The organism is Arthrobacter gandavensis, from assembly GCF_039528575.1.
Classification (GTDB): Bacteria; Actinomycetota; Actinomycetes; order Actinomycetales; family Micrococcaceae; genus Arthrobacter_B; species Arthrobacter_B citreus_B.
This window is the reverse complement of sequence record NZ_BAAALV010000002.1, coordinates 865,826-882,089: the sequence shown is the minus strand read 5'-3', so window position 1 is coordinate 882,089 and position 16,264 is coordinate 865,826. Positions and strand designations below refer to the sequence as shown.

Here is a 16,264-nt window from a genome sequence, read left to right as displayed (position 1 = left end):
CGGTGCCCGCCAAACGCGGGCACCGCCGTCGTGCTTTGGGGGCCGGAAGGGTTACTTCATGTGCGGGACGACGACGGCGCGGCCGCTGAGCTCGCCGGCTTCCAGCTTCCGGTACGCTTCCAGCGCGTTGTCCATGGCGTAGAGCTCAACCTCGGGCTTGATCTGCCCGGCGCGGTACATGGCAACCACTTCGTGCAGGTCTTCGATGGTGCCCCAGTACGTGTTGGTCATCGTCGACTCGTACGGCGTAGTGAAGAAGCTCCACTCATACGCGCCGCCGGCAATACCGACCACCGTGAACCGGGACTGCGGGGCCATCGAAGCAGCCGCGGTCTTGATGGTCGGCCCCACTCCAACGAAGTCGAATGCCGCGTCCACGCCGCGTCCGCCGGTGATCTCGCGGATCCGTTCCACTTGGCCTTCACCGCCGGGCACCACAATGGCGCCGGCGTCCTCGGCCCTCTTCATGGCGTCTTCCTTCATGTCAGTTGCGATCACGGTGGCACCGGTGAGGGCCTTAAGGATCTGCACTGCCATCTGGCCGAGTCCACCCAGGCCAATGACCAGGGCGTATTTGCCGCCGCCAGCCAGGTTCGGCAGGGAGTTCTTAATCGCGTGGTACGGGGTCAGGGCCGCGTCCGAGAGCGGAGCTGCGGCAACGGGGTCGGCGTCGCCCAGCGGCACGAGGTTGCGCACCGGGGCCACCAGGTACTCCGCCATGCCGCCGTCGCGGCCCAGGCCCATGCCCAGGTAGGGCATCTCGGCAGCGTTCTCGCAGTACGTGTCCTGGCCGCGGGAACAGGCCTTGCAGTGACCGCAGCCCACCGGGCCGTAGACCAGGTAGGCACCGCCGATTTCCACGCCGGTCACCCCTTCGCCGAGTTCTTCAACCCAGCCGGAGTTCTCGTGGCCAAGGACGAAGGCCGGCGGGATCGACCCCGGGGCGCCTTCAGCGAAGTCCTTGTAAAGCGCGACGTCGGAATGGCAGGCGCCGGCGCCCGCCACTTTCAGCAGGACCTCGCCCGGGCCCGGCTTCGGCTTCTCGACCTCCGTCAGGGACGGGAAAGTCTGCCACTTCTCAAATACAACTGCACGCATGATGCCTTCTTCTTTGAATCGGTTCAGTGGAGGTTACCCACTTCCTTCACCATACATGCATACACATATACCTACCTTGGCGCTCAGCCCGTGCACGCCGCATCCCGGGGGATGTACCAGTGTCCCCCCGGCCTGCTAACGTAATCAGTGCTTCACGAGACATGGCCTCCGCACCCGCAGGGTGCGGAAAAGCTCCGACTGGCCATGCACCAACCCCAATGTTCGGCGGGTGGTTCGGATGACGAAGCGGCCCGCGTCCAACCGGAGCGGGCAAGGACACTCATCTCGAAGGACACGCTGTGATTCCCTCCAGTGACCCGCGCTGCACCGCTTTCCACCCCGGCCACAAGATCCACTGGATCCACGGCGGCCGCCTCATGAGGTACGACGACTGGATCGACGTCGAAGTCCACGCCGATCCGGAACTGGACCTGATCTACCTGGTCCTCGACGGCCGGCAGCAGATCATGTGGCACCACGACGTTCCCCTGGTGGCCGAGGCCCTGGCCGCGAGCCCCGGAACACCGCAGTGGTGCTCCCGCTATTCCTCCCTGATGGTTCCCGGTGCGTACGAGGGCCGGAACCGGAGCTCTTTTTTCTACTTAGCCACTCCTGAGAGGGTGGTTCCGTGCCGCGGCCGGGTTCCGCGGAATGACGTGACCATGCAGGACCACGGGTCAGCCTAGGAGTCGAGCAGCCTGGACCGGAGCCGGGCGAGGGTTTCCTCGCCGGCACCGGCCCGGCGCAGGTACGCTGCGGCGTCGAAATCCGCCAGGAAACTCAGCAGCTCCGCTTCGGCGGCGTTGGCCCGGGCCGCGAGCTCAGGGGCATCCAGCGGCCGCTCCCTGGGCCGCTGCTGGGTCCGGTGCCAGTCGTTGATCCCGGTCAGGGCAGCACGGTAGTCGGCGGCAATGTCCGCCGGCTCCACACCGGCCATGCCCAGCACCAGTGCCGTCACCAGCCCGGTACGGTCCCGTCCGGCGGAGCAGTGGATTACGACGCCGCCGGGCGGGGCATCCGCGGCGGCCTGCGCGATTGCCGCGAACTTTTCCGGCCAGCGCCGCAGGTTCTCCGGGTAGAAGCGCGGTGAGCTCATGTACGGGCCCGTGAGTGCGGTGAAGTCGGGATCGTTGGCTTCCTGGGTGGGCAGGTTGAGGAACCGGACGCCGTGGACTGCCGACGGCGGCACCACGGGATCCGTATCCCTGCGGCCGATCTCCGCTGCGTTGCGCAGGTCGATGACGGTGCGGACACCGGCGTCGCGCGCTTGCTGCCAGCCGCGGGCAGTGAGCCATTCAGAGCGGCCCATCCGGTAGAACCTGCCGGGGCGGACCTGGCCGCCGGCAGCCGGGATCCCTCCGAGGTCCCGGGCGTTGGCAGCGCCCTCCCAGTCAACAGTGCGGTTCGACGGGTTCCCCATTCCTCCAGCGTAGGCGGTACCGCTGCCGGGCACCCGGAAAGCCGTTCGGAGGCGATACTTGACCCTGACACTGTGGCAGGCAGGAGAACTGAGACATGTTAACCATCGGAGCGTTCGCGCAGATCGGCCAGGTAACCCACCGCATGCTGCGGCACTGGGACACCGCCGGCCTGCTCGTGCCCGCTCACGTGGATGAGTTCAGCGGTTACCGCTCCTACGATCCGTCCCAGCTTGAGAGGCTGCACCGGATTGTGGCGCTGCGTTCCCTGGGCTTCGGCCTGGACGATATTTCCGCGATGCTCGCTTCCGGGGTGGACTCCGGCCGGATCGCCGGCCTGCTTCGCCTCCGGAGAGCGGAAGTCGCCGAAGAGGCGAGGGTAGCGGCGGCACGGCTCATCGACGTTGAGCGCAGGCTCCACCTTATTGAAAAGGAAAATGCCATGGCCCAGATCGAAATCATTGAAAAGCCCCTCCCGGCCATCCGGCTCGCTGCCCGCAGCGCCGTGGTGTCCGAACAGCCCGAGGTCCCCGGCGTCGTCGGGCCCCTCTTCGATGCCGTCGCAACCCTCCTGTCCGCCTCCGGCACACCGGGCGGTGTGCCGGTGGCGGAATACGATATGGGCGAGGACGGCCTGCGGATCACCGCCGGGTTCGCGCACACGGGCCCCGTGCCCGACGGCGCCGAGGCGGTAGAGCTGCCGGCGGTTACGGAGGCAGTCTGCGGAGTCCACCTCGGTTCGATGGAGCGCATCGGCGAGAGCTGGCAGGCAGTGCACGCAGAGATCATTGCGCGGGGTTTGACCCTGTCAGGTCCGTGCCGCGAGGTGTACCTTCGGTCGGAGTCAGCGGACCAGGCGGACTGGGTGACTGAGCTGCAGCAGCCGGTGGCCAGGTCTTAGCCTTCGGGCCTTCGCGCCGGAACCAGGGAGGCACCGGATGGGCAGGGCCGAGGTGAAGTTATGGTGGCTGCCCGTCGGTGCCGGAGGGCACGTGGTGATCCACACGAGCCGGTGGTGGGAGCTTTGGCGCTCCGCCCGCGAGCACCGCCGCCCCCAGCCGCTGTTCCATGCAGCCCTGGAAGTGACCGCCGGGACCCGGTACACGATTGAGATGACGCCGGCGTGGGGCCAGGGCTCCGAACCGCGGGGAGTGGTGGCAACCGGCCCCGTAGGCGCGCAGCGGCTCGGGGTACTGAAACTGTTCCGGTATGAGGTCCGCTGCTGGCGGGACGGTGATATTCCCGATCTCGCCTACGCCCTGGAACCTCCGGACCTGTTCAGCCTGCCCGCCGGGGACGCCGGGGCGCTGCTGCAGCGCGTGCCCCGGGTACCGTGCCTGGTGTGGGGTGCGAAGATGCCCGGCGGAGACATGTGGAATTCGAACTCCCTGATCTCCTGGCTGCTTCAAACCTCAGGCATCGATGCCGCCGAGCTGCATCCGCCGCGCGGTGGCCGGGCTCCGGGGTGGCGTGCAGGGATCGACGCCGCCCGCTGACGGCGCCGGCTTCGCGGACATCGCAGACCTTAAAAGCGGCAGCCCGCATGCTCCCTCAACAGGCGACGCATGCGGGCTGCTGCCAGGCGCAAACTAGCTCCAGTCGAAGAAGCCCTTGCCGGTCTTGCGGCCGAGTTCGCCGCGGGCAACCTTGTCCCGGAGGATCTGCGGCGGCTCGAAGCGGGGGCCAAGGGTGGACGCGAGGTACTCCGCGATGCCCAGGCGCACGTCCAGTCCCACAATGTCCGTGGTCTTCAGCGGGCCGGTCGGGTGCTTGTAGCCCAGGACCATGGCAGCGTCGATGTCCTCGGCAGAGGCAACGCCTTCTTCGACCATACGCATCGCCTCCAGGGCAATGGCCACGCCCAGGCGTGAGCTGGCGAAACCGGGAGCGTCATTGACGACGACGGGCGTCTTGCCCAGGTCGGCCACCCAGGTCCGGGCGGCGGAAGCCAGCTCCTCGGAGGTCTGCTTGCCCAGGACCACTTCGATGAGGGTGGACGCGGGAACGGGGTTGAAGAAGTGCAGTCCGCAGAACCGCTCCGGGCGCTGCAGCTTCTCCGCCAGCTCCGAAACAGACAGCGAGGAGGTGTTCGACGCGAGCCAGGCATCGGCGTCGAGCTGTTCCTCCACAGCCGTCAGCGCGGTCGCCTTCAGGGAAAAGTCTTCCGGAACTGCCTCGACCACCAGGCCGGCACCGGCGAAGTCTGCATAGTCTGTGGAGACGCTGAGCCGGGCCACCAGGGCATCGAGGGTCTCCTCGGTGGTGCCGCGCTCAACGCTCTTGGCGAGATTGGAGGCAACGCGCTCGTAGGCTGCACTGGCGGCCTGCTCGTCACGCTCGACGACGACGACGGAGGCACCGGCCGTGCAGAAGGCGTGGGCGATGCCCGCACCCATGCGGCCGCCGCCGAGGACACCAACCTTGGAGGGAACTGTCATTTCTTTTTCTTCCTTTCCAGGAATGCCTGCATACGGTCGAACTTCGCCTCGGACTCGAAGAGGATGCCCTGGGCGAGGGTGTCGATCACGGGGTGCGCCTCGGCGGGCGCATGGAACACGGACTTGGTAATGCGGACGGCCAGCGGATCCTGCTTGGCGATCCGGTCAGCCAGTGCATTGGCAGCGTCCAGCAGGTTCTCCGCGTCGTGGACCTCGGTGACCAGCCGCGCGGCCAGGGCTTCCTCAGCGTTCAGGATGCGTCCGGCCAGCAGGATTTCCTTAGCCAGGGGTTCTCCGACGAGTTCCTTCAGGCGCCAGGTGGCTCCGGCTGCGGCCATGATGCCGAGCGAGGTTTCCGGGTTGCCGATCTTCACCGACGGCGTACTGATGCGGAAGTCGGCGGCGAATGCCAGCTCCGCTCCCCCGCCCAGCGCGTAGCCGTCCAGCGCGGCGATCACCGGCATGGGCAGCTTGGCGATGCGGTGGAAGATGGTCGAGTTGATGCCGCGCAGTGCGTCGTCCCGACGGCGTTCGCGCAGCTGCGCGATGTCCGCGCCGGAGGCGAAAATGCCGTCGGTGCCGGAGAGGATCAGGATCTTCGGATTGTTCTCGAGTTCCGCACAGAGGGCGTGCAGCTCATCGACCATGGCCTGGTCAATGGCATTGCGGACCTCCGGCCGGTTCAGGACCGCAGAGATGCGGTCTTCCCCGACGGTGACCTTGAGCGTGGTGAAGTGCGAAAAGTCCTGCACTACACGGCCTCGATCAGCATGGCAGTGCCCTGGCCGACGCCCACGCACATGGTCGCGATGCCGTGGGAGGCGCCTTCGCGTTCCATGCGGCCCAGCAGCGTGATGGCGATACGGGAGCCGGAGGAGCCGAGCGGGTGGCCCAGGGCGATGGCGCCGCCGTCGTTGTTCACGATTCCCTCGTCAACGCCGAGGCGGCGGATGCAGGCCAGGGACTGGGTGGCGAAGGCTTCGTTGAGCTCGAAGGCGCCAACCTGGTCCAGGCTGATGCCGCTGCGCTGCAGGACCTTCTGCGTGGCCGGAACAGGACCGATGCCCATGATTTCCGGCGGGACACCGGCGGAGGCGCCGTCGACGATCCGGGCGCGGGCGGTGAGGCCGTATTCCTTGATAGCGCGCTCGGAGGCGATGATGATCGCCGAGGCGCCGTCGTTCAGGGAGCTGGCGTTGCCTGCCGTGACGATGCCCCCGGGCTTGACCACGGGGCGCAGTTTGGAGAGGACCTCCAGGGTGGTGCCTTCGCGGGGTCCTTCGTCGGTGTCTACGACGGTATCGCCCTTGCGGCCCTTGATGGTGACGGGAACGATTTCGTCCTTGAAGCGTCCGGCGGCGATGGCAGCCAGGGCCTTTTCGTGCGAGCGGACGGCGAACGCGTCGGCGTCTTCGCGGGAAATGCTGTCCGTGGAAGCCAGTTCTTCGGCGGTTTCCGGCATCGAGTACGTCATCTTCCCGTCGCGGGAGAGATCGCCGGAGACGAAGCGTTCGTTGGCGAAGCGCCAGCCGATCGAGGTGTCGAAGGTGTCTCCGGGCTTGGCGAAGGCCTTGGTCGGCTTCTCGGTTACCCAGGGAGCACGGCTCATGGACTCAGTGCCGCCGGCGATGACGATGTCCGCGGCGCCTGCCTTGATCATGTGCGAGGCCATGATGATCGCGGAGAGGCCCGAGGCGCAAAGGCGGTTCACGGTGATGCCCGGGACGGTGTCCGGGAACCCTGCCAGGAGGGCAGCCATGCGTGCCACGTTGCGGTTTTCTTCGCCTGCACCGTTGGCATTGCCGAGGATGACTTCGTCCACGACGGCGGGGTCCAGGCCTTCGCGGGCTACGAGTTCACGCAGTGTCAGTGCTGCGAGGTCATCGGGACGGACGCTGGACAGCGCACCTCCGTAGCGGCCCACCGGGGTCCGCACTCCGCCAACGAGAAAAGCCTCAGCCATGTCTGCTCCCAAAGAGTTGCCAGTTCGCCGCCGGGCTTCGCTGCCCGCACGGCTGCCGGATTTACCGACCAATCGTTCTATAAACAATCGCAGAACAGGGCGGGGCGGTCAAACAGGTGACATCCGCCAGCTCCCCACTAGGCCTGCGCAGGTCCACTCGAACGCAGTACTACCTTTCCGCTGCGTCCGGGATCGGACTGGGCGTCCTGCGCAGCGCGGGCGTCATCGAATGCATAGGACGCTTGGACGACTGGCAGTGCCTGCGGATTCTGGTCCAGGAAACGCACGACATCACGCATGTCCGAGGGATCACCGATCCATGTTCCCGCAACCGTAAGTTGCTTTCCGAAAATCTGCCGCAGATCCATCTCCACGCTGTGCCCTGTGGTGACCCCGCAGAAGGCCAGGTGTCCACGTACCGCCAACATCCGCAGGCTGCTGTTGACCGCAGCGGCGCCGACATGATCCAGGACCACGTCTACGCCTCGTCCGCCGGTGAGGGACCGGACTTCGGACGCCACGTCTTCTCCTCTGACAACAATGTCCCCGGACCATCCCGTGGCTGCCAACCAGGAGGCTTTTTCCTCGGAACCGACGATCGGCAATGGGATGGCGCCCATGGCCTTTGCAAGGCGGAGCGCGGCGTTACCCAAACCTCCCGCAGCTCCCCAGACCGCTACCGTCTTTCCCTTCTCCAGCCCGCCCTTAGTCACCAGGGCGTTCCAAGCCGTCACGTAGGCCACCGGCACCGCAGCCCAGGCAGGATCCGGGTCATCGCCCAACACCATGGCTGATTCAGCAGGTACGACGACCTGCTCGGCATATCCCCCGTCGAAGGAATATCCCATGATCCGGAACCCCCGGCAGGCGCTGGGATGCCCGGACGAGCACCAGTCACAGTTTCCGCAGCCTCTACCCGGGTAGAGGACCACGTTCTTCCCGGCCAGCGCGGGATCAACGCCCGCTCCCAGCTCAGTGACGCGCCCAACAACGTCACTCCCGGGAACCCGCGGCAGTCTCAGGTCATCGCCCGTGGAACCCTGTTTCAGCCACAGGTCCAGATGGTTCAGGCCGCAGCTGGCCACGGACACCACGATCTCTCCGTGCTGCGGAGAAGGATCGGGCATCTCGACAGCCTCCACGGGCCGGCCGTGCTCCTGCTGAACGTACGCCTTCACCGGTTCACCGTCCGCTGGTCCTCGAACCGCTTGAGCTTGGCACGTTCTCCGTGGCCGGTGAGGCCACGAAGCGAATCACGGCCGACGAGTTCCACGTCGATCTGGACTCCGACTTTTTGCTTGAGCAGTTTCTCCAATTCCGCGCGCAGCTGGAAGGAGCCCTCCGCTCCTTCTACCGTTTCGACCATGATCGTCATGGCGTCCCGAGCTGGCTTGCCCTCAGGCTGAACCCGCTGGGCGATGCAGAAGTATTCACCGGTCACGCCCGGGTGCTCACGGACGATCCTGCCGCACGCCTCCGGCCAGACATTGACACCGCGCAGCTTCACCATGGTGTCGCTTCGTCCCTGGAAGTAGTCCAATTTCCGGTGCCGGCTCCCGCACGCACACTCGACATCCTCATACGCGGCAGAAATATCCTGGATGTTGTAGCGCAGTTGCGATGTTCCAGTCTTGTAAAGCGCTGTAACCACGAGGTTGCCCCGATGGCCGGGTGGCAGCGGTTGACCTGTTTCGAAATCGACGACTTCCACAATGAAGGCGTCCTCGAAGACGTGCAGTCCGTCTTTTGCGTGGCACTCGGCGGCCACGTACTGGACTTCATGGAAGGCGTACGAGTCGTACGTGGGTACCCCGAAGGCTTCTTCTACGGCCGCTGTGTCCCCAAACGAAAGCAGGGTTTTCAGGGAGAGGTCATGTTTCGGGTCAAGGCCTATCTTCCGTGCTGTGTCCGCGATGTGCAGAAGATAATCAGAGGTGGCGGTGATGGAGGATGCCTTAAAGAGGTGTGCCAGCTCCACCTGCTTCTCCGTGGGCGTGACATTTCCGGTGCTGGTGGTCAGGGGGGTGGCCCCTAACCAGTGCCAAAGCGCATGGTCCATGATCCATGCTGCATTGTGGGTCGAGTATGCCCACGCATTCATCACGACGTCGCCAGGGCGGACCCCCTGCATGTAGAAGGTCCGCGCACTGAGGATAGCGCCTACCTCCCGGTCCCACTGGCTGTAGATGGTCGGCCGGGGCGCCCCGGTGGTACCGCCGCTGGTGTAGAGGCGCAAGGGGGTGGCTGCCCCGTCTTCGAAGCCCAAGCCTTGATAGTCGCCCAACGGCGGCCGGCGTTCGATGCTGTCCCGGATGTCGTCGATCGTGTAGAGGGGCATCCGGGAGAGGTCCTCAAGCGATTTGACGTCCTCCGGATGGAAACCGGCTTCCCCCCACAACCGCTGGTAGAACGGAACCGTCGCGGCGCGGGACATTGCACCCCGCAGCCGTTTGAGCTGCTCCTCAGCAATCTGGTCCCGGGACCATAGACGGGCCCCGGTCATGAACTCGAAGGGCGGCTCGTACTCCTTGACGAGCCCTGCCCAGTCCAGGGACTCGTAGTAGTAGGGCGGGCGGACCGCAGGGCGGTGGGGAGTGGTCATGCTTATGGCCTCACGTACGTTGTTTCAGGGTTATTTTGGTTTTTCTCGGTCACAGATGCAGCGGAATGAAGTTCAGGGCAATGATCCAGATGATGCCGACCACCACCAGAATGGGGAGGCAGTACCCTAGAAAGTCCCGAACCCTCAGGCGAGTACCAGCGGCAAGGATCGGAAAGTACAGCAGTGCCCAAAACGGCTGAATCAGGTTGGTCCAGATGTCACCATAGGTGATGGCCATCACCGTCAAGGTGTTGTCGATCCCGAAGCTCTCACCCGCCGGAATGAAGAAGGGAGCTGTGGCAACGAACTGTGATCCCGCAGAGGGGACGAAGAGGTTCAGCACCCCCGTGATGAGGAATGTGATCGTCAGGTAGGTGTACTCGTTAGAGATGCTCACCAGACCCTCGGTGAGCACGCCGGCCAGGCCCGTCACGGCGAAAATTGAGGCTATTCCCCCGTAGATGGGGAACTGCAGCATGATTGAGCCGGTCGAGACGAGGTTGCGGGCGAAGGACGCGGAGTATGTCACTGCGTTTCGCTGGACCAGCAGTCCCATGACGAGAGCAATGAAGGCCACGGTGTTCAGGTCCAGGCCGCTGAGGCCGTTCTGGACAAAGTAGAAGACCAGGTAGCCAAGGCCCAGCAGACCGATGATGAGGATCGGCAGCCGGCTTCGGTTGACCCGGGAGGCGAAGCTGCCACCGTCTGCCAGGTCGGCGCTCTCTTCGTCCTCAACACGGTCCGTCCGCTCGTCGGCGGCACCGACGGCAAGGTCAGCGAAGGACACCACGTGCTTCTTGTTACGGGCGATAAAGTAAAACGTGACCGTCGTGGCCAGGACAATCATGGCGGCCGAGGCCAGGTTCATGACGGAGAACGTAGTGTCCTGGAGGCCGATGAGCCCACCCAGGGTTTCCGTCAGCGGGCCTTCCGATGCCACGAACAGCGGAATCGTTCCGGAAATACCAGTCAGGGAAATGACGAAGGATGAATAAGCAATGGCCGAGATGAGACGGTAATCGACACCCTTCAATTCCTTGGCCACGGCCCGGGCAAAAATGGCGGTGACTACTGGACCGATGTACCACCCGACGAATGACGTCAGCGCACCGAAGATACCGGTGTAAATGTAGGCCGCCTGCGGCGTACGCACCAGCTGTGCAAGACGCCGGATGAGCTGCTGGATTCTGGGAGTGTCAACGAGGACTAGGGCTGCGGCGTAAGTGAAGGCCAGCTGGAACGCGAAGGTGAAGAGCATGGGAATACCCACGAACCAGGCGTCCATCACCTCCCCTACCCCCGAGTCGGTGTAGATCAGCGCCAGAATCATGGCGATGACGGTTAGTACAAGCGCAAATATCAAAGAATCAGGAAAATAACGTGAGTAACCGGTCGCAACTTTTTCTGAGAGGGAGAGCTTTCGGCGCGCAGTCGTCATTGACATGGACAGCTCGACTTTCGTTTCGGAGTGGATACGGGGTTCTCGGCATTGCCCGTCCCATCACGCTAATGAGGCACTGTCGCAGGCTTCAATGAAAATTGTCGGAAGCTATTTCCGCCTGTCGGAACGTGCGTCCAGTTTCAGCCGGGGCAGCGGTTGATCGCTACGATCAGATATGTGAGCTCCCCTACCAGACCCATAGAAGCCCTCGCCCGCGGGCTAAAGATCCTTGAAGTCCTCTCCCGCGCAACGGGTTCCATGGGCAACGGACAGCTTTCACGTGCCACCGGACTCCCGCCTTCCACTGTTTCCCGGCTCACGGACAGTCTGGTCCAGTTGGGGTATCTCAGAGTCAGTTCTGATTCCGGCGCCTACTATCTGACTCCGAAAAACCTGCGTCTGGGCTACCCGGTCCTGGTGAACCTTCCGATCGCCGGACGGGCGCGCAGGGCGTTGGACAGCCTTGCCGATACGACCGGGCTCACTGCTGCCCTGGCAACCCGGGACGGCCTGCACATGACGTTTATGAGCGTTACGCGTCCGCGTAATTCCAGCAGTGTCAACCTCGCAGTTGGCGGACGGTTGCCCATCTCGGTTTCGGCGGCAGGGCTGGCGTTTGTCGCAGCGTCGGAGGAACCCGAGAAGAGCCGACTGACGTCATCCATCCGTTATGACCTTGAACGCCGCGGCCAGCCCGTCACACCTTTCGAGGAACGTCTGGCGGCGGCATCGGGTCGGTATGTGTCCAGCATCGGAGGCTGGAACACGGACCTCGGCGGCGTAGCTGTTCCTGTCCGGTGCAGCGGCGAACTGTATGCCCTGACCCTCATCGCCCGGACCAGTCAGCTTGAGGCGGCGGATATCGCCGCCGAACTGGTCCCGCCGCTGCTCCAGTCCGCGGACTACCTCGCCGACTAACTGGGAATGATTGTGGGGCAGCTGCTTCAGCAGCTGCCCCACAATCATTGTTACCGGCCCGTGAAGTTCGGACGGCGTTTTTCGGTGAAAGCGACCAGTCCTTCTTCCTTGTCCGCGCTGGCGAATAGCAGCTGCAGCGCCTTGCGCTCCAGAGCCATGGCTGCTTCCAGCGGCGCATCCGCGCCCAGAGTGATCACTTCCTTGATCTGTTCCACCGCTACCGCCGGAAGGGCCGCGATATCCTGCGCCATCCGGACAGCGGTCTCTTCCACCTCGGCGGACGGGACCACCATCGAGACGAGTCCCATATCCCGCGCTTCGGTGGCCGTGATGGTCTCACCCGTCAGGCACAGCCGCATTGCGTGGAATTTTCCAACTGCCCGCAGCAGCCGCTGGGTCCCCCCTGCGCCCGGCATAATGCCCAGGCGGACCTCGGGCTGACCGAGCTTCGCTGAATCGGCGGCGATGATGATGTCAGTGTTCATCGCCAGTTCAAGTCCGCCACCGAGAGCATGCCCGTTAACGGCGGCGATGACCGGGCGGCTGAAGGAACCCACCGCTCCCCACAGCCGCTCTGTGTGACGCTGGTACATCTCAATGGGCCCAACCCCGACCATGCTCCTGACATCCGCGCCGGCGGCAAAGAACCCATCCGTCCCGGCCAGGACCACGGCCCGGACGGCGTGGTCCGCTTCCAGCGCGTGGAAGACGTCCGCAAGTTCCTCACGCAGTGGCATGGACAGGGCGTTGCGCGCCTCCGGCCGGCAGATGCGCACCAGCGCTACTCCCGGGGCAGGCGCCTCGACGAGGATATGTCCCACAGCGCCCACGTCGCTTGCAACCATGTTCAGCGTGTCTCTGCCGGAGCGCCGAACTGCGGACGGCGCTTCTCCAGCACGGAGGCCCGGCCTTCCCTGATGTCCGGCCCGTTGAAACCCATGAACTCCAGCGCCAGGCTTGCGTCAAAGGTTGGCCCTGCCATCCGCAGCCAGTTATTGAGCGCGTACTTGGTCCAACGAAGTGCTGTCTTGGAACCGCGGTTCAGTTTCCTAGCCACTTCAAGCGCCCGGTCCTGAACGTCGCCGGCGTCGACGGTCAGCGAAACGAGGCCCATGCGTTCGGCTTCCTCACCTGTCACTTGCTCACAAAGCATGAGGTGGTACTTCGACTTGGCCATGCCGCAGAGCAGAGGCCATACGATAGCCGCATGGTCCCCCGCCGCCACGCCCAAGCGGGTGTGTCCGTCGATGATGCGAGCATCCTTCGCGGCGATGGAAATGTCGGCAAGCAGGCCAGCGGCCAGCCCGGCGCCCACGGCTGGACCTTCCATCGCGGAGACAATCGGCTTAGAACAGTTAATGACGTTGTAGACGAGGTCACGGGCTTCCTTCCAGACCCGGGTCAGGACATCGAAATTTTCCGACATGTCCTTTACCAGGTCCAGGTCCCCGCCCGCTGAGAAGACTCCCCCGGATCCGGTCAGGATGGCGACGTTGACGTTCGGATCCTCGTCTATGTCTTTCCAGATCCGGGCCAGCTCGGTGTGCATTCCTGCGTGAGCGGCATTAAGCCGTCCCGGACTGTGCATGGTGACTCTGAGAATGCCCTCCTCAACTTCCTCGATCAGCAGGTGCTCGTATGCGTCATATACCGACATCTGGTCATTCCTTCGTGTTGTAACGGTTGTTGCTGCTGGGTTCAAAGCTGGGAAAGCGGAGCCCCGGGTTCATAGTCCGGTTCGAGACAGGAAAGGCCGGCCGCTGCGCGGCGGCGCAGCCAGGGACTGCAGCGGTAACGCGGGTCCCGAGTCGCCTCGAACATGCCATCGAGAACACGGACGATCCTTTCAGGCCCCACTTGATCAGCCCAGGCCAGGGGTCCGTAGGGGTACCCAAGTCCGAGTGTCACGGCAGTGTCGATGTCAGCCGGCGAAGCGATCCTCCGCTGGGCAATGTCGCAAGCCAGATTAATGACCGCGGCCAGCAAACGCTGGCCAATGAATCCGGGAGTGTCGGCGATCACCTCCACGTCCTGCCTGCGACGCAGATGCGCCGCCAGGGCTCCCACGGTCTCAGTGGGGACACCGGGCGGAACCATGAGGACCGTAACGGGCGCGTCGGGATCCCAGAGATCAAGGGCAACGGTCCGTCTGGGGTCAACCCCCAGGGCCGCGGCCGTTCGGGAGGCATCAAGGCCCTCCGCTGCCACCACACAGAGGGCCGCATCTGCCACGACGTCGGTGACAGGCACTCCTCGTTCCGTAAGCCAGTCCTTAAGCAGCGCGGCGAATCCGCCCGCGACCGTTACCGCAGGCACGTCGTTGCCGGATGGCGCCAGTACGTCCTGAGCAGATGGCTCAGGCGTCCGCTCGGGGTACGCGTAGTATCCCTGCCCCGTCTTCCTGCCCAGCATGCCGGCTTCGAACAACCAGCGGTGATACCAGGTCGACCGCAGCCTGTCGTCTGCGAAATTGTGTTCGAAAAGATTGGCTGTCACCGGATAGTTCACGTCCATGCCGGTTAGGTCCATGAGCTCGAAGGGCCCCAACGGAAAACCAAGGTTCCTCCGGGCGACGGTGTCCACTTGCCGGAAACTGGCCGCGCCGTCCTGGACGATATGCAGGGCTTCCGTGGCGAGTGCACGACCAGCGAGGTTCACCAGGAAACCTGGGCTGTCCCTAACCACGACATCCGTCTTGCCCAGGCCCCGGATGAAGGCCTGTGCGCCGGCGAGTACCTCGGGTCCCGTGGCCGGGCCCGGGACGATCTCCACGAGGTCCATGGCGCTGACGGGGTTGAAGAAGTGCATTCCCAGGAAGCGTTCCGGATGCGCGGTTCCGCGGGCGATGGCTGCCACGGACAGGGACGAGGTGTTGGTGGCCAGGATCGCATCCGTGCTGACGTTGTCCTCCAGTGCTGCAAAAACCTGCTGTTTGGCCTCAAGCGACTCGATGACTGCCTCGACGACGATACGGCAGAGGCTGAGCTCAGTCAGTGCACCAGCTGCCCGGAGCCGCCCACGGGCGAGGACAACCTCTGACTCCGTAATCCTGCCCTTGAGCGCCCGGCGCGCCAGGCTCTGTTCAATTCCGTCCAGGGCAGTCTGTGCAGCGCCTGGAATGACGTCGTAAAGCAGAACTTCATGTCCTGCGACTGCCGAGGCGGCAGCGATGCCCCGCCCCATAACCCCTGCCCCTACGACCCCAACCCGCACGATCTACACTCCCCTGTGGCTGTACTCCAATGTGCTTTCAGCCTAGGAAGAGCGGCTGACCAGCCACAATGAAAATGCCCGGAACCCTTTTCCGCAGAGCGGAACCATGTTGGCTTGGCATCAACCGGCGGCCCGTTCACTGACCATCGTTCCCCAAACAAGCGCAAACCGTTCAACACAGAGATGATGCTCGTGAGGCAGTGGGCAGTTGGCAGTGGCATCAGCCGTCCTCGGCGGTATTGCGGTCGAAACCGGGGTCTCGTCCTCATCTCACGGACTTCGCAGAACAGGCAGGGGCGGTCAAACACGTGACGGTTCTTCCGGGGCATTCGGGTAACGCAGCCGCATACGACGCCGATACTCCGTAAGGTCGATTCCGCCCTCGATCTCCGCCACAAGGTCCGCTACGTCCCGCCGGTCCGGAGCAGTCCATCCCGCACACCAGACGGCAGCACAGGCCTCCCGCACAGCAGTGGCCTCGCGCTGCGGCAGGTTCCGAAAAAGCGCCGGCCACCTCAGAAGGGCGTCCAAGCCTGCAGGAATGGGTTTTGGTGCCATCCAGTTGGGCTGCATGCCCTGCAGCCGCAGCATTGCGTCGTCGTGGAACTCAAGCATCATTCCCCCTGCCATATGTGCCGCCCAGTTTAGGGGCAGGCCCGATTCCGGACGGCACTTGTCCGCATTATGAAGGCCGCACGGCCGAAGCTGCTCTAGGTTTGGCCCTATGGCTTACGACATCCAGATCTGCATCGACTGCAAGAACGCCCACGACCAGGCCGACTGGTGGGCGGAAACCCTCGGCTGGCCGGTCGAGGAAACCAACCAGGACTTCATCGACGAAATGCTCGCGAAGGGCTTTGCCTCCCCGGATGACGTCATTGACCACAACGGAACCCGAATGTGGGCGGCCGGATCAGCGGTCCTGCAGCCGGTTCCGCCGGGATCCCCGGTGACTCCCATGCGCATCCTGTTCCAGCCGGTTCCGGAGCCCAAGACGGTCAAGGACCGGATCCACCTGGACATCCGGCTCTCGGGCGAGGACATCAACGCCACCCGCGCAGCCCTTGAAGCCCGCGGCGCCACGTTCCTCTGGGAGGCCAGCCAGGGTCCGCATCTCTGGTACACGATGGCGGACCCGGAGGGCAACGAGTTCTGCATCAGCTAGGCGGCCGC

Annotated in this window: 17 protein-coding genes and 1 riboswitch; of the genes, 5 read left to right on the top strand and 12 right to left on the bottom strand. The window is 64.3% G+C overall.

All coding sequences use genetic code 11. The annotated features are described in order from the left end of the window. Window positions 1-51: 51 nt before the first annotated feature. Window positions 52-1,098: an NAD(P)-dependent alcohol dehydrogenase gene (locus tag ABFX29_RS07380; protein ID WP_152226216.1), complete on the bottom strand. Its 1,047-nt coding sequence runs from the start codon at window positions 1,096-1,098 to the stop codon at window positions 52-54. Between the two features lie 150 nt (window positions 1,099-1,248). Further along, window positions 1,249-1,381, top strand: a riboswitch (SAM riboswitch). A gap of 16 nt (window positions 1,382-1,397) precedes the next feature. On the opposite strand from ABFX29_RS07380, the gene ABFX29_RS07375 reads away from it, so the two are divergent. Beyond that, complete coding sequence (locus ABFX29_RS07375; RefSeq protein ID WP_152226214.1) at window positions 1,398-1,784, top strand: hypothetical protein; 387 nt, start codon at window positions 1,398-1,400, stop codon at window positions 1,782-1,784. Here the strand turns inward: ABFX29_RS07375 and ABFX29_RS07370 are convergent. Continuing rightward, window positions 1,781-2,518, bottom strand: coding sequence for a tyrosine-protein phosphatase (locus ABFX29_RS07370; protein WP_152226212.1), 738 nt, complete (start codon window positions 2,516-2,518; stop codon window positions 1,781-1,783). The genes ABFX29_RS07375 and ABFX29_RS07370 overlap by 4 nt on opposite strands. 95 nt (window positions 2,519-2,613) lie before the next feature. On the opposite strand from ABFX29_RS07370, the gene ABFX29_RS07365 reads away from it, so the two are divergent. Both ABFX29_RS07365 and ABFX29_RS07360 read left to right on the top strand, forming a co-directional pair. Continuing rightward, window positions 2,614-3,417, top strand: coding sequence for a MerR family transcriptional regulator (locus ABFX29_RS07365; RefSeq protein ID WP_152226210.1), 804 nt, complete (start codon window positions 2,614-2,616; stop codon window positions 3,415-3,417). Between the two features lie 37 nt (window positions 3,418-3,454). Further along, window positions 3,455-4,012: a hypothetical protein gene (locus ABFX29_RS07360; protein ID WP_152226208.1), complete on the top strand. Its 558-nt coding sequence runs from the start codon at window positions 3,455-3,457 to the stop codon at window positions 4,010-4,012. 93 nt (window positions 4,013-4,105) lie between these two features. Here the strand turns inward: ABFX29_RS07360 and ABFX29_RS07355 are convergent, their stop codons facing one another. The 6 genes from ABFX29_RS07355 to ABFX29_RS07330 form a co-directional block, all read right to left on the bottom strand. Beyond that, window positions 4,106-4,954, bottom strand: a complete 849-nt coding sequence (locus ABFX29_RS07355) for a 3-hydroxyacyl-CoA dehydrogenase family protein (protein ID WP_152226206.1) — start codon at window positions 4,952-4,954, stop codon at window positions 4,106-4,108. Next, window positions 4,951-5,706, bottom strand: coding sequence for an enoyl-CoA hydratase/isomerase family protein (locus tag ABFX29_RS07350; protein WP_152226204.1), 756 nt, complete (start codon window positions 5,704-5,706; stop codon window positions 4,951-4,953). Before ABFX29_RS07350 ends, ABFX29_RS07355 begins: the two co-directional genes overlap by 4 nt. Beyond that, on the bottom strand, window positions 5,706-6,917 hold the full coding sequence (locus ABFX29_RS07345) for a thiolase family protein (protein WP_152226202.1): 1,212 nt from the start codon (window positions 6,915-6,917) through the stop codon (window positions 5,706-5,708). The genes ABFX29_RS07350 and ABFX29_RS07345 overlap by 1 nt, the downstream gene beginning before the upstream one ends. Window positions 6,918-7,054: 137 nt before the next feature. Further along, window positions 7,055-8,095 (bottom strand): zinc-binding dehydrogenase, encoded by a 1,041-nt coding sequence (locus tag ABFX29_RS07340; RefSeq protein ID WP_152226200.1) that lies wholly within the window; start codon window positions 8,093-8,095, stop codon window positions 7,055-7,057. Beyond that, window positions 8,092-9,519, bottom strand: a complete 1,428-nt coding sequence (locus tag ABFX29_RS07335; RefSeq protein ID WP_152226198.1) for a phenylacetate--CoA ligase family protein — start codon at window positions 9,517-9,519, stop codon at window positions 8,092-8,094. Before ABFX29_RS07335 ends, ABFX29_RS07340 begins: the two co-directional genes overlap by 4 nt. Window positions 9,520-9,568: 49 nt before the next feature. Then, the gene (locus ABFX29_RS07330; protein ID WP_246167362.1) at window positions 9,569-10,957 is read right to left on the bottom strand and encodes a TIGR00366 family protein; all 1,389 of its coding nucleotides are present in this window, start codon (window positions 10,955-10,957) and stop codon (window positions 9,569-9,571) included. 180 nt (window positions 10,958-11,137) lie between these two features. Here ABFX29_RS07330 and ABFX29_RS07325 point away from each other — a divergent pair, with 180 nt between their 5' ends. Further along, complete coding sequence (locus ABFX29_RS07325) at window positions 11,138-11,878, top strand: IclR family transcriptional regulator (RefSeq protein ID WP_170287716.1); 741 nt, start codon at window positions 11,138-11,140, stop codon at window positions 11,876-11,878. 50 nt (window positions 11,879-11,928) lie between these two features. On the opposite strand, the gene ABFX29_RS07320 is transcribed toward ABFX29_RS07325, so the two are convergent. The 4 genes from ABFX29_RS07320 to ABFX29_RS07305 form a co-directional block, all read right to left on the bottom strand. After that, entirely contained in the window at window positions 11,929-12,723 is a 795-nt protein-coding gene (locus ABFX29_RS07320; protein ID WP_152226186.1) for an enoyl-CoA hydratase-related protein, read from the bottom strand. Between the two features lie 2 nt (window positions 12,724-12,725). Then, entirely contained in the window at window positions 12,726-13,535 is an 810-nt protein-coding gene (locus ABFX29_RS07315) for an enoyl-CoA hydratase/isomerase family protein (protein WP_152226184.1), read from the bottom strand. 41 nt (window positions 13,536-13,576) lie between these two features. Then, window positions 13,577-15,091: a 3-hydroxyacyl-CoA dehydrogenase gene (locus tag ABFX29_RS07310; RefSeq protein WP_275124622.1), complete on the bottom strand. Its 1,515-nt coding sequence runs from the start codon at window positions 15,089-15,091 to the stop codon at window positions 13,577-13,579. Between the two features lie 300 nt (window positions 15,092-15,391). Next, entirely contained in the window at window positions 15,392-15,721 is a 330-nt protein-coding gene (locus ABFX29_RS07305; protein WP_152226181.1) for an antitoxin VbhA family protein, read from the bottom strand. Between the two features lie 94 nt (window positions 15,722-15,815). Between ABFX29_RS07305 and ABFX29_RS07300 the strand changes: the two genes are divergently transcribed. Beyond that, window positions 15,816-16,256 (top strand): VOC family protein, encoded by a 441-nt coding sequence (locus ABFX29_RS07300; protein ID WP_152226179.1) that lies wholly within the window; start codon window positions 15,816-15,818, stop codon window positions 16,254-16,256. Window positions 16,257-16,264 lie beyond the last annotated feature (8 nt).